9 protein-coding genes are annotated in these 13,616 nt (G+C 38.2%); 3 read left to right on the top strand and 6 right to left on the bottom strand.

What is annotated here, in order from left to right:
• Positions 1–283: 283 nt before the first annotated feature.
• Positions 284–940 (bottom strand): ribulose-phosphate 3-epimerase, encoded by a 657-nt coding sequence (gene rpe, locus EUBHAL_RS10115; RefSeq protein ID WP_044922992.1) that lies wholly within the window; start codon positions 938–940, stop codon positions 284–286.
• A 333-nt stretch (positions 941–1,273) separates the two neighbouring features.
• Here rpe and EUBHAL_RS10110 point away from each other — a divergent pair, with 333 nt between their 5' ends.
• Complete coding sequence (locus EUBHAL_RS10110; protein WP_005348922.1) at positions 1,274–2,374, top strand: iron-containing alcohol dehydrogenase family protein; 1,101 nt, start codon at positions 1,274–1,276, stop codon at positions 2,372–2,374.
• A gap of 200 nt (positions 2,375–2,574) precedes the next feature.
• Here the strand turns inward: EUBHAL_RS10110 and pfkA are convergent, their stop codons facing one another.
• From pfkA to EUBHAL_RS10095, 3 genes are read right to left on the bottom strand one after another with little or no spacing between them, the layout of a single operon-like run.
• Complete coding sequence (gene pfkA, locus EUBHAL_RS10105) at positions 2,575–3,567, bottom strand: 6-phosphofructokinase (RefSeq protein WP_005348921.1); 993 nt, start codon at positions 3,565–3,567, stop codon at positions 2,575–2,577.
• Between the two features lie 56 nt (positions 3,568–3,623).
• Complete coding sequence (locus EUBHAL_RS10100; RefSeq protein ID WP_005348919.1) at positions 3,624–7,106, bottom strand: DNA polymerase III subunit alpha; 3,483 nt, start codon at positions 7,104–7,106, stop codon at positions 3,624–3,626.
• An 18-nt stretch (positions 7,107–7,124) separates the two neighbouring features.
• On the bottom strand, positions 7,125–8,273 hold the full coding sequence (locus tag EUBHAL_RS10095) for a double-cubane-cluster-containing anaerobic reductase (RefSeq protein ID WP_022169836.1): 1,149 nt from the start codon (positions 8,271–8,273) through the stop codon (positions 7,125–7,127).
• A 329-nt stretch (positions 8,274–8,602) separates the two neighbouring features.
• Between EUBHAL_RS10095 and EUBHAL_RS10090 the strand changes: the two genes are divergently transcribed.
• Together EUBHAL_RS10090 and EUBHAL_RS10085 are read left to right on the top strand one after the other, a co-directional pair.
• Positions 8,603–9,352 (top strand): DeoR/GlpR family DNA-binding transcription regulator, encoded by a 750-nt coding sequence (locus EUBHAL_RS10090; protein WP_005348916.1) that lies wholly within the window; start codon positions 8,603–8,605, stop codon positions 9,350–9,352.
• Positions 9,353–9,635: 283 nt separating this feature from the next.
• Positions 9,636–10,028, top strand: a complete 393-nt coding sequence (locus EUBHAL_RS10085) for an alpha/beta hydrolase family protein (RefSeq protein ID WP_005348915.1) — start codon at positions 9,636–9,638, stop codon at positions 10,026–10,028.
• 305 nt (positions 10,029–10,333) lie between these two features.
• On the opposite strand, the gene EUBHAL_RS10080 is transcribed toward EUBHAL_RS10085, so the two are convergent.
• Together EUBHAL_RS10080 and EUBHAL_RS10075 are read right to left on the bottom strand one after the other, a co-directional pair.
• Positions 10,334–12,418 (bottom strand): LTA synthase family protein, encoded by a 2,085-nt coding sequence (locus EUBHAL_RS10080; protein ID WP_005348913.1) that lies wholly within the window; start codon positions 12,416–12,418, stop codon positions 10,334–10,336.
• A gap of 300 nt (positions 12,419–12,718) precedes the next feature.
• Complete coding sequence (locus EUBHAL_RS10075; RefSeq protein ID WP_005348912.1) at positions 12,719–13,240, bottom strand: peptidylprolyl isomerase; 522 nt, start codon at positions 13,238–13,240, stop codon at positions 12,719–12,721.
• Positions 13,241–13,616: the final 376 nt, after the last annotated feature.

Below are 13,616 nucleotides of genomic sequence, written 5' to 3'. Positions count from 1 at the left end.
TTTAACTAAATTTTTTATAAAATTTCTATTAAAATTTTATCAATTTCTTTAGAAATTATTTGCTCAGTTTTCACTGAAATTACCCCTTAATTATTTGTAACTTTTTAACTTCAGAACAAATTTAATGTGACTGGTTATTCAAATTCAAGGATATATTCTGAATTTATATGCTCTGTTTGCCACCATGCCACTTCCTTTTCCTCGAAAACCCACCTGCGATACTTGAACACAAGGGCAAGATGATAGTATAGTAAGTATACTAAATGTGCGTTATTATCTCAAATTATTTATTCATCTGCTCTAAAATCTCTTTAACATTTTTCTCAATATTCCCTTCAAATACAGCAGAACCACATACAAATATATTAGCCCCACATTCTGCAATCTCTGCTATATTCAAGGCCTTCACTCCACCGTCAACCTGAATATCCACATCAAGATTCTTCTCTGTGATCATCTTACGAAGCTCCCGAACCTTCTCGCCACAGTAAGGAATGTACTTCTGTCCTCCAAAACCTGGATTTACAGTCATAACTAATACCATATCCAATTCTGGTAAAACATACTCAATCGCAGAAAGTGGTGTCGCAGGATTAATCGCAACGGCTGCCTTCTTACCGCAATCCTTAATCTGATGTACTACTCGGTCAAGATGTGTGCAGGCTTCTGCATGTACTGTAATAATATCTGCTCCTGCCTTTGCAAAATCTTCGATATATCTACCTGGGTCTTCTATCATTAAATGTGCATCAAAAATCACATCTGTGAGCGGACGAAGTGCCTTAATTACAGGATTTCCAAAAGAAATCTGTGGAACGAACATTCCATCCATAACATCAATATGCACATACTCTGCTCCGGCATCAATCGCAGTCAAAACATCTCTGCCCAGATTTGCAAAATCAGCAGACAAAATAGACGGTGCTAGTATCTTCTTCATCGGTACCTCCTTAATTTCTAAAAATATCATCTGTATATTTCTAACTCCAATATTACTATACTCCGATATTTTGTTTTTTATATGATGAGATAAAGTCTCACAGTATATCTTAACATAAACGTGGGATACTGCAAGCCGAAAATCAGAAAACCCTTGAAAAAAGCGAAAAAAAAGCTTTGCAATTTGCAATTTTTCTTTCTGCTATGCTACACTATAGCAGAAAATAACCAGTGTACTGTTTTATTGATTTCCAGCCAAATGACAATGATGCAGTATACTATTTCACCGTTAAAATCGCATTTGCGATTAGTCTAACCATGAAAGGAGTTTATCATGCATTTTTTTGACCCTACAAATACTTATGCAGAAAAAAACTGTGTAAAGAATCACAAAAAAGAACTTCTTGCTTTAGGAACACGAGCATTCGTTATCACTGGACATAGTTCTTCCAAAAAAAATGGTTCGCTTGACGATGTTATCGCTGTTTTAGAGGAAGCTTCCGTTCCTTATCAGATTTTCAATGAAATCGAAGAAAATCCATCTGTTGAGACAGTCGTAAGAGCCGCTGAAATCGGTAAGGAATTCAAAGCGGACTTCGTTATCGGCATCGGCGGAGGTTCTCCATTAGATGCATCGAAAGCAATCGCTTTATTAATTGCCAACCCAGAAGAAACCGGAGACTGCTTCTATGTAGCAAAAGACTTAAAAACACTTCCAATCGCTGCCGTTCCAACAACCTGCGGTACTGGTTCAGAAGTTACTCCTGTCTCCGTTCTGACCCGTCACGACACACAGACAAAGAAAAGTATTTCCTACAAGATTTTCCCAGACATCGCCCTCATTGACGGTAAATATTTACTGTCCGCAAGTAAAAATCTTTTAATCAACACTTGCATCGATGCCCTTGCACACGCAGCCGAAAGCCGCGTAAGCATCCAGACAAACATCTATAACCAGATGTTCGCAAACTACGCATTGAAACTGTGGGGAGACATCGTTCCATTCCTTCGTTCCGATGAAGAATTAAGCGAAGAACTCGCAGAAAAACTCATGCTGACTTCTACAATCGCAGGAATGGCAATCGCCCAGACCGGAACTTCCATTCCACATGCATTAAGTTATGATGTAACTTACCATAATGGAGTAGCACACGGAAAAGCCTGCGGAATCTTCCTTGCTGCTTACCTCCGCGTTTACGCAGAACAGAAACCAGAAGATGTCGAAGAAATCCTTACCCTCTTAGGTTTCAAAACCCTCGATGACTTCGCCTCTTACTTAACTGAAATCCTTGGCACAGTCAGCTTAACACAAAAAGAAGTCACATTCTACATCGACAGGATGATGGAGAATACTTCGAAATTAGCTACATGTCCTTTTGAATTAACAAGGGAGGATATCGAGAAGATTTATCGAGAATCTATCGTGGTTGAATAAGCAAAAGCCATAAGACTGAATCCCCCTTCGCCTCCACAAATCTTTCAATTTTTTTACCCGACGGCCCACATAAAGCCAGTTTAAAGCTTGCCAACAAGCAGAAGAACCCCGTATATCCAAGATTTAACGCAACAGAATAAAATTCCTTCTTGGATATACGGGGTTCTTCGTCTGTCTACCAAGTTCTACTCGGCTTTATATTATCGTCCTAAAATCTGAGCGATTTCAAACTCATACTGGTCTACGTCTTTAGCCATTCCGAGTGCGTCTTCGATATCGTAGTCAATATACTGACCATTACGGTATCCTACTACTCTGTTTGTAGCGCCGCTGCAAAGCAGGTCTACTGCTAAAGCTCCCATGTAAGAAGCATATACTCTGTCTTTTGCTGTTGGGTTTCCACCTCTCTGCATATGACCTAAGATACTTGCTCTTGTCTCTACACCAGTTGCCTGTTCGATTCTCTTAGCCATTCCATAAGAATGTCCAACACCTTCTGCGTTGATGATAAGGTGATGTTTCTTACCAAGTGCTTTTTTCTCAAGAATGCTTTCAATTAATTCATTTTCAAGTTTTGGTCTGTTACCATCGAAACGCTCTGGAATTAAGATATCCTCAGCTCCTGAAGCAATACCACACCATAATGCGATATAACCAGCATTTCTTCCCATTACCTCGATGATAGAACATCTTTCATGAGATGTGGATGAGTCACGAATCTTATCAATTGCCTGCATAGCTGTATTTACTGCAGTATCAAAACCGATTGTATATTCTGTACATGCAATATCTAAGTCAATTGTTCCAGGAAGAGCTACTGTGTTAATTCCCTGTGCAGATAACTTCTGTGCTCCACGAAAAGATCCGTCACCACCGATAACAACAAGTCCGTCGATGTTATGACTTCTTAAAATCTCTGCTGCCTTTTCCTGATACTCTAACTGTTTAAATTCTTCACATCTTGCGGTAAATAAAGCTGTACCACCACGAGAAATGATGTCACATGTGAATTCCTTCTCCATATCAAAGATCTCATCGTTTAACAGTCCGCTGTAACCACGATAAATTCCTTTTACATCAATACCTCTTGCCCATGCTGTTCTTGCTACTGCTCTTAATGCAGCATTCATGCCTGGAGCATCTCCACCACTTGTTAAAATTCCAATTGTCTGAACTGCGCTAGTCTTATTCATCTAACGTTACCTCCATTTCATAATTCCCTAAGTATACTCCCTAACGATTACATATATTATCTCTTTTTTTGGGATTTTTCAATACTCTTCTCGCGAACCTTTACATTTTTTTCACCAAAAAGTGATTTTAACTCGCTAAATACGTCATTTTTCGCAGAAATATTTTCGTATGTTGGAAGTCTTTTTATTGCTTTTTCTTTTTTGGAAAAAATAACAATTTCATCTTTGCCGGGATATTTTCTGATAATTTTATACAAATCCTGTTGTTTATCTGTAAATTCTCCAATGTTCTCTGTCTGAATCCATACTTCCTTTGGAATCTGGTCAATCGGCACAATATATTCTGCAATCAGTTTACCACTTTCTTCAGAAACGGATGCCCGGCCTTTCACATAAAGTCCATTATCTTCGATGAGATACGGCTTTACATTTTGATATATCGTCGGGAATACAATGATTTCTACAGTACCATACAAGTCTTCCAACGTAACAAATGCCATATTCTGATTATTTTTTGTAAGTTTGGCTGTGATATTACTAATAAGACCACCGACAACATAATGCTGCCCGTCTCTTACGATTGCACGTCCGCTTTCCTCATCCGGTTCGAAATCTGTCGATCTGGCAGTTGTCTGCTTCTCAATGGAATCCATATATTTTTCCAGTGGATGACCGCTGACATAAATACCAAGCACATCTTTTTCAAGTGCAAGTTTCTGCGCATCGTCATACTCCCCAACATCAGGATACTGCATCTCATATTCTTTTTTCTCTTCTTCGGAAAAGAAATCAAACAATGACATCTGACCACTCATAGACTCTTTTTTCTCCCGGTTTACTTGTTCAAGTACAACCGGATAGACAAGCATCTGCTGTTTTCTCGTCTTACCAAAACTGTCCAATGCTCCGGATTTGATAAGGTTTTCTATCGTTCTCTTATTGATTTCTTTCGATGTGAGACGCCCCATAAAATCTTTTAAATCTTTGTACTTTCCGTTTGCTTCTCTTTCCTGTGTCATTACATCAATCACACTTTTTCCGAGACTCTTAATCGCTGCAAGTCCATATCGAATAGAATCACCTGCAACAGAGAATCCGACTTCCCCCTCATTGATGTCCGGCGGCAGGATGGAAATTCCCATCACACGGCAGGTATTGATATACTCTGTAATCTTTTTCGGGTTAGTAATTACTGAAGTAAGAAGCGCAGCCATAAATTCTACCGGATAATAGCAGCGCAGCCATGCTGTCTGATACGAAACAACCGCATAGGCAGCCGCATGAGATTTATTAAATGCATACTTGGCAAAATCAATCATTTCATCGAAAATCTTATTGGCGGTTTCTTCTGGAATTCCCCGTTTGATACAGCCTTCTACACCTTCTTCTTCATTACCATAAACGAAGTTCTGACGCTCCCTCGCCATGACATCTCCCTTTTTCTTGGACATCGCACGACGCACTAAGTCACTTCGGCCAAGTGTGTAACCGGCAAGACGCATTACAATCTGCATAACCTGTTCCTGATAAACGATACATCCGTAAGTCGGTGCCAGTATTTCTTCCAGTTCCGGACAGGTATACTGAATTGAATCCTGATTTTGCTTTCCCTTGATATACTTTGGAATAAAATCCATTGGTCCCGGACGGTACAGAGAAATTCCGGCAATAACATCCTCAAGATTCGTTGGCTTTAATTCCTTCATGAAAGACTTCATTCCAGCACTTTCTAACTGGAACACACCCTCCGTCTTTCCCTGCCCAATCATCTCATATACTTTGGCATCATCATAATCAATTGTATCAATACTAAAATCATGGCCAAGTTTCTTTCCAATCATTCGTGCGGCATCCTGAATTACGGTCAGTGTACGAAGACCTAAAAAGTCCATTTTCAGAAGTCCCAATTCTTCGATGGTTGTCATCGTAAACTGTGTTGTGATGACATTATCTGCACCTCTTGAAAGTGGGACAAATTCATCCAGCGGTTTTGAACCAATTACGACACCAGCGGCATGAATTGATGTATGTCTCGGTAATCCCTCCAGACGCATCGACATATCAATAAGATTCTTTACAACATCATCACTCTCATATGCCTGCTTTAATTCCGGATTTGATTTTAATGCCTTTTCAATCGTGATACCAAGCTCCATTGGAATCATTTTTGCAACATTATCAACCTGTACATAAGGGATATCAAGGACACGTCCAACATCACGAACTGCCATACGCGCCGCCATCGTACCGAAAGTTACAATCTGCACTACCTTATCTTTGCCGTATTTTTCATAAACATAATCAATAACTTCCTGCCGTCTCTCATAACAGAAGTCAATATCAATATCTGGCATGGATACACGCTCTGGATTTAAGAAACGCTCAAAAATAAGCTGATATCTGATTGGGTCGATATTCGTAATCTCAAGACAATAGGAAACAATACTTCCTGCCGCACTTCCTCGTCCCGGGCCAACAGCGATTCCCTGACTCTTTGCAAAACGGATAAAATCCCACACAATGAGAAAATAATCAACATAGCCCATATTTTTAATAGTGCTAAGCTCATAAGAAAGTCTTTCCTGCAATTCCTGTGGCGGCGGGTCCCCGTATCTTTTCACAAGACCAGTCTCACAAAGCTCTTTTAAGTAAGAAAATGCATCGTAACCTTCCGGCACATCAAACTTTGGCACTTTCTGCTCACCAAAAACAATCTCCACATTACATCGCTCGGCAATTTTATGGGTATTATCCATCGCCTCTCTCGCATAGGGAAATACCTTCTGCATCTCTTCTTCCGACTTCAGATAATACTGCCCGCCTTCATAGCGCATTCTATCCTGGTCTGAAACTTTTTTTCCAGTCTGTATACAAAGAAGCAGGTCATGTGGAACCGCATCTTCCTCTCTGATATAATGCACATCATTTGTGACAACCATCGGAATCCCAAGTTCCCTGGAAAGACGAATCAGGCTGGTATTTACCTGGGTCTGCTGACGAATTCCATGATCTTGCAACTCTAAGAAAAAGTTATTCTCTCCAAAAATATCACGCATTTTGTTTGCGGCAGCTCTTGCTCCATCAAAATCCTCTTTTAAAATCTTATTCGGAATCTCTCCGGCAAGACAGGCACTAAGTGCGATAATTCCCTCATGATATTTTTCAAGCACTTCATAGTCTACCCTTGGTTTGTAATAATATCCTTCTGTAAACCCTCTTGTCACAATCTTCATCAGGTTTTTATAGCCCTGATTATTTTCCGCAAGCAGTACAAGATGATAATATCTATCCTCTCCTCGTCCCTGCTCCCTGTCAAACCTTGACCCTGGTGCAACATAAATCTCACAGCCAAGAATTGGTTTAATTCCTACTTCTTTTGCCTTTTTATAAAAGTCAATCACGCCATACATAACCCCGTGGTCTGTGATGGCCAGACTATCCATTCCAAGCTCTTTTGCCCTCGGCAGAAGTTCTTTAATCTTACTAGAACCATCCAGCAGACTGTACTCCGTATGCACATGTAAATGTGTAAATGCCATAGGTGTCTTTTCCTCCTCTTACAACATCTCGACGAATGCTGTCATTCTCGTGTTAAGCTGTCCGATATCCTCCTGTGAATAGTCGGTCTCCACATGAATATACGGAACACCTTTTCCTTTTACAAACTTTTCAATACTCTTTGCCTCCACATTGTAAGTATGGCAGGCCTGCAGTGTCATTTCCACAACACCATCTACTTTATATTCCTCTATTAATCTTCCAAGAAGTTCATAACGATTCTTATTTGGTGTCATAACAGAACAGCCAATCTGAAGATATCTTTCCGCGATCGCCTCATAAATATCCTCTGCAGATTCATCTATTAAACGGTCAGCCGACTTTGTACCGCCACAGTTTTCATAGGCAACAACAACCGCTCCATTTTCTTCCAATGCTTTCACAACTTTCATTGGCGCACCGCTGCTTGGACATCCTGTTAAAAGAATTCTCTTCTTTTTCGGCTGTTTCTCGCCCTCCCCATACTCCTTCATAATCTTTTCACGAAGCGCATGAATTTCTTCCGGAACCTTTTCTTTGTCAAAACGGAACTGGCTTCCATATAATACATTAAACAATTCCTGTCCATTCATCGGTGCCGGATCATTTTTCATAACTTCATAAAGATTTTTAAGCGCAATTCTATTTTCATTCATCATATGAACTGCCTTACGAACGTTCTCCTCTGTAATCTCCACTTTGAAAGTCTGCTCCAGATAAGATTTGAACTTAAGAATCTCTTCTTTCCAAAGCTTTAATGCAGTTTCACTCTGACTGTTTGGAAGCTCCATAACATAAACATTTTTAAACTCTCCCATCAGTTCATACATCTTTTTCTTCCCATCACAGGTTGTCTCTCCAACTACTACGTCGGAAAAATAAAAGAACGGACATTTATCCGATACTGCAAAACCATAACTTGCCTTTACCATAGGGCACAGATTTCTTGGCAAATCCTTCTCTGCCACTGGTATTGTCTCGTCTGAAGTAGAACAAAGACCTACTGTAACTGCTCCCATCGCCATTGCGATTTCCTGTGGAAAATATGTACAGTAAGCTCCAACAACCGGAACATCCCTATCCTTCAATTCCTTCATCGTCAGAAAGGACTTCTTTCTCTGCTCCGCAAAATCTTCAAAAATCTCTGGTAACGCTTTGATCAACTCCATAATTAATACCTCTTTCATAACGTATTTGTAATTAGTTTTTACCTTATTAAAATGTCTTATAAAAAATGATACTATCTGGAGTTGTTTGCTGTCAAATTATAAATAAAAAGTATTTCCAAACGATATTTTACCACAGTAGCGGATCACAATCCAGATTGAAGTTAAATAGGAATTTGCCGCAGGCAGAGAGACGGCCCGGCAAATTCCCATTTAAGAACGATATTTTTATAACAATTTCTCTATAATTTATTTCTTTTTTTCCTATTCCTTCCTTGATATTTTGCCAAACAATATGTTATACTTTTTTTAGAAAGAAAGAGGTGTTTCAAATGACAGAACGTCAGTCCAAACTCATTAAATTGGTAAATCTTTATCAAAAAATCGAAGTGAGTCGTTTAGCTGAACTTTTAGATGTGTCTCAGGTAACCATCCGTAAAGACCTTGACCATCTTGAAGAAGAGGGACTTTTATCAAGAGAGCATGGCTACGCTTTAATTAAGAATGCCAATGATATTAACACACGTTTAACAATAAATTATGATAAGAAGCTTGAAATCGCCACAAAGGCTGCTGAGATGGTTTCTAATGGCGAAACAGTTATGCTTGAATCTGGCTCTACTTGTGCTTTACTTGCAGAACAGCTTGCAAAGTTAAAAAAAGATGTCACCATCATAACAAACTCTGCTTACATAGCGATTCGTATACGCGAGCTTCCGATTCGTAAAGTTATCCTTCTTGGTGGCGAATATCAAAAGGAATATCAGGGTATGGTGGGACCATTAGTTCGCAAATGTGCGAAGGAATTCTATGTAGATAAGTTCTTTGTAGGCACAGATGGATTTATTCCAGATGCAGGTTTTACTTGTGATGACCTGATGCGTGTGGAAACTATGAAGTATATGGAAGACTCCGCAAATCGTATGATCATTCTTGCTGACTCCAGTAAGTTCAGCCAGAAGGGGGTTGTAATTCAGACTACTTTTTCTGAGATTGATACGGTATGTACCGATGCGGAGATTCCAGAAGATGCATTAGAGAACTTAAAGAGACATAATATTAACGTAGAGATTGTGGAATAACTACTAATTTGTAGATTTCGTATAGACGAAAAAAGAAATAGTGTCCTAAATCTACAATTTTATTAAAGAAAATTTAAAAACCCCGAAAGACACATCCGCTATACCTGTGACTTTCGGGGTTCTATTTTTGTCTATCTTATTTTGAATTAATAACAAAAATTAATAACAATTAGTATGCAATTGTTTTCTTTTCATTATATACATCTCTGTCTAATTCACCCAGTTTATTTGCTGCTAACATACCAACCATAACATCTACATCTACATTTTAAGAAGGTTTCCAATGTTAAAATCATATGATAAGGTATTAGACAATGCCGCCTGGATAAAACAGGCAACAATATACAAAGAAACTACCGTTACAACAAAAGCAAAAATATTTTATTTCCATGGCGGAGGTCTTCTTTACGGTTTCAGAAAAGACTTACCAGAAAAACATATTTCCGTTATTACTCAGGCAGGTTATGAAATTATTTCCTTTGATTATCCCCTTGCTCCAGCAGCAGATCTTGAACAAATTGTTCCAGATATATGTGATTCAGCATGGCGGTCTGTTCCCTCAGTAACCTGCCTGATTCCAAAAAGATTCTCACTGACTTTTCCTCTATTGGTCATTCTTCTGGAACGGATACTTTATGCGGTATCGCATATATTTTTCAAAATCTTCATTATCTGATTTAAATATAAATAATAATAATAAAACGGATACAGAAATAATATAACTTTCTGTATCCGTCTTTTTATTGTGCATACTTTGTCAACGTAAGCGGCAGCTGAATTTGAAAACAATTAGAAACATCTAAAAGATCCATTTATAAATATCTACTGTTTCTCTTGATTGTCACAGTATAACACCATCATATATAATATGTATCGTTCCTAACTGCCAAAAATTATTCTTTTATTTATTCATAAAGGACAAATATAGGGGAAAGGCTCTCTTTGCAGGCGTACGTTTCGCTCTGCAAAGTACAATTTTTTCTACTCTTTCAGGTAAAAGAATTCTTTCTGCTGATTGTCTTTTCCAAAAAGATTATTGTATTCGAGCAAATTATACTCATGTATCAAATCATAATACGGAGATTTTTTATCATCAATCTCGTAAAATTTACCATTTTTATCCCAATATCCAATCGCATTGATTGCAGGAATTTCTTCTCTGAGTTTTGTTAAATATTCAAGATAACCTGTCTTTTTAATTCCTGCAACTTCTGCAAGATAGGTAGACAGATAATTGTTACTGGTTTTTTCTACATTTTCCTCTTTTATATCATAGTTTGCCCAGATTAAAAATGGTACTTTGTAGAGCTGCTCTAAGTCCTCTCCCTCTAATTTCTGAATATCTGTATGAAGCAGACGGTTGTAAAATGTCTCTTCTAAATCTGGCTGATGATCTCCGAAAAATACAATGACGGTCGGTTCATCTACTTTTTCAAAATAGTGAACAATTTCCTTTAATGCTTTATCGGACATTTTTATCATATTCAGATACTGCTCTGCTTTCGAATAAGACTGTAAATCCCCCTCTATCTGCACTTCATCTCCCGTTTCCAATGTACTTCCATCGTAACTTCCATGATTCTGCATTGTTACATTGAATAAATAAAATGGTTTATCTTTGTCGGTACGATTCTCATAAAGGCTGATAAGCTTTTTATAATCTTCTGAGTCTGTGATATGATAATTCACCGTATCTGTAAATACGGAAAAATTATCCGATGTATAAAATTTATCAAATCCCATCAGCGGGTATACTTTATATCTACCATAACCTGTCTTATAAAATGGATGCAATGCATAACACGGACTATATCCCTGGTCTTTTAAAGTATAAGTCAGACCCGCTGTTTTACTTCGCAGGAAAAGCTGATATGGAACAGAATTATCCGGCAAGAATGCAAGTGTATTTCCCGTCATAAATTCAAATTCTGAGTTTGCCGTATTTCCACCAAATACGGAAGAATATGTGTAGCCCTTAATCGCATTTTCTTTTAATTTACGGAAAAATGGCATATAGTCTTTGGATGTCTGCAAATCTCCTACTGCTTTTAAATCTGCAAAAGATTCATTCATAATTGCAATGACATTTGGCTTCTTTGTTGTTTTATTCTGCGTAGACGTATTTTTTTCCTGCGTTTCTGTAGATTCATTCTCTGTATACTGCTTTGTAATTTTTTTGACTGCATTAACAGAATACTCTTCTGGCTGTGTTACATGAAGATAGCCAAAAGTCCTCATCGTCGTAAGCAATGTTCCATAATATCTGTACTTATACTGCGGTCGATACACACGGAAATCAACACCGATATCTTCCAGATAATCGCTATATACATACACCTGTGTAAATCCGGCAAATATCATGCATGATACGATCGCGTACACAATTCTTCCCTTCCATTTAAACAGCTTCACCTTATCAAGCTTTAAAAGAAGCGCAACAAGCACAAGTGCCATCATAAAAAATTCAGCCGTATCCACATCAATCTGCACCTGGTAGGTATTTGCCACCGAAACGGCCGTCACAAAGGAATAAATATCTGATGCAATAAATGACATACTTCTAAATAATGTCAATTCATAGTTGAAAATTCCAAATACGGCTGTCACAACAACCATACAGATTGATGCTGCGCGTATGCTATTAAAAATCAGCAAAAACAGCACATAAATAACATAATAAACAATAATATCCAGCACCAGATATAAAAATGGAATGCTGAAAATCGGAACCCAAAACTGTGCATCATTATAAAATTCTAACCACAAAAAAGCGATAAATGGAGTAGCAATTCCTGCGATATACGTCAGTATTCTGTTTACCTCTGCCGAAAAATGAATTTTTTTCACTGTGAGGAAAACAAGTACCGCCCACAACCCGCCACAGATTATTAGGGAATCTGCATAAAAGCGATCAAAAAAATCTGGAGCTTGTGGATTATAATACAAATCTGGCTGTGCAAAAAAGGCAATTGCTAACAGGACATCTAATGCCAGCAAAAAATTTCTTCCGTGTTTCCCCTTAAAGAAATCCTTGATTCCTGCCTTTTTCTTTTTTAATTTATTCATCTCAATTCAATCCAACCTTTCATTTTTTCTTCCCCTCATTTTGAAGAAAAAATCTTTTTCACCTGCCCTTTTAACGACAATCCAAATAATAACACAAAATAGTTGAAAACGAAATAGGAATTTGCCGCAGGCAAAATAGATGCCACCGAAGAGAGCCTATCCCCTATATTTGTGACTTTAGGCGCAGCGGTTTGAATGCTCGCTTTATGCGCTCGCATCCAAACCTTGCTCCGAAGCCACAAATATAAGGGATAGGCTCTCTTCGGTGGCTATGCTTTGGCTGGGCCGGGAAATGGAATTCTATTTCTCAATCTTCTCTGGTTCTGGATATTCCTCTCCCTGTGTATCTACAGTTACAGAAGCCATTACCTGTTTTTCATATGGAGAATCCATGAAAGTTTTTACAGATGCGATCTTATCTACTACATCCATTCCTTCAATTACTTTACCAAATGCTGCGTACTCACCGTCAAGATGTGGAGCTGCTTTGTGCATGATAAAAAACTGGGATCCTGCAGAATTTGGCATCATGGAACGAGCCATAGAAAGTACTCCTGCTTCATGTTTTAACTGGTTTGTGAATCCGTTGTTGGAGAACTCACCTTTGATGCTGTATCCAGGGTTCCCTGTTCCATTTCCAAGAGGGCATCCTCCCTGAATCATGAAGCCTTTGATAACACGATGGAAAATAAGTCCATCATAGAATCCTTTTTTAACTAAGGAAATAAAGTTATTTACTGTGTTTGGTGCAATCTGTGGATATAATTCTGCTTTGATTACATCTCCATTTTCCATTGTAATTGTAACGATTGGGTTTGCCATTATAGTTCATCCTTTCTTTTTTGAAAAATGAAGCAAAATATTTAGGCTTTTGCTCCATTCTTTCTCATATTTCTATTTTCAATTCAAGAATGCCCCGGCATTCTTGCTGCGAGATGGGAGACATCTCACATCTGATACACTTTAATATCATAACATATTTTTTGATGATAGTCGATTCTTTACATTTTTCTCTTGTATAAATTTTAAAGATGTTATATAATAACAGTAAATTTATGGAATCTAAGAGATGTTAATTACAAAAAGGACGAATTACACTGTTTATTATCAGCTCTTTTATCCTCTTACAGCAAGAAGACTCCAACCTCTAAGGTGGGAGATGAATTGCGTCTGCTACCTACTTGATAGAGCATCCTGG

The organism is Anaerobutyricum hallii DSM 3353 (genome assembly GCF_000173975.1).
GTDB lineage: Bacteria > Bacillota > Clostridia > Lachnospirales > Lachnospiraceae > Anaerobutyricum > Anaerobutyricum hallii.
This window is presented reverse-complemented; position numbering and strand designations above follow the sequence as displayed.

Coding starts and splice junctions, on each gene's coding strand:
- EUBHAL_RS10110 (WP_005348922.1), top strand. CDS start 1,274: ATGCATTTTTTTGACCCTACAAATACTTATGCAGAAAAAAACTGTGTA.
- pfkA (WP_005348921.1), bottom strand. CDS start 3,567: ATGAATAAGACTAGCGCAGTTCAGACAATTGGAATTTTAACAAGTGGT.
- EUBHAL_RS10085 (WP_005348915.1), top strand. CDS start 9,636: ATGTTAAAATCATATGATAAGGTATTAGACAATGCCGCCTGGATAAAA.
- EUBHAL_RS10075 (WP_005348912.1), bottom strand. CDS start 13,240: ATGGCAAACCCAATCGTTACAATTACAATGGAAAATGGAGATGTAATC.
- EUBHAL_RS10080 (WP_005348913.1), bottom strand. CDS start 12,418: ATGAATAAATTAAAAAAGAAAAAGGCAGGAATCAAGGATTTCTTTAAG.
- EUBHAL_RS10090 (WP_005348916.1), top strand. CDS start 8,603: ATGACAGAACGTCAGTCCAAACTCATTAAATTGGTAAATCTTTATCAA.
- rpe (WP_044922992.1), bottom strand. CDS start 940: ATGAAGAAGATACTAGCACCGTCTATTTTGTCTGCTGATTTTGCAAAT.
- EUBHAL_RS10095 (WP_022169836.1), bottom strand. CDS start 8,273: ATGGAGTTGATCAAAGCGTTACCAGAGATTTTTGAAGATTTTGCGGAG.
- EUBHAL_RS10100 (WP_005348919.1), bottom strand. CDS start 7,106: ATGGCATTTACACATTTACATGTGCATACGGAGTACAGTCTGCTGGAT.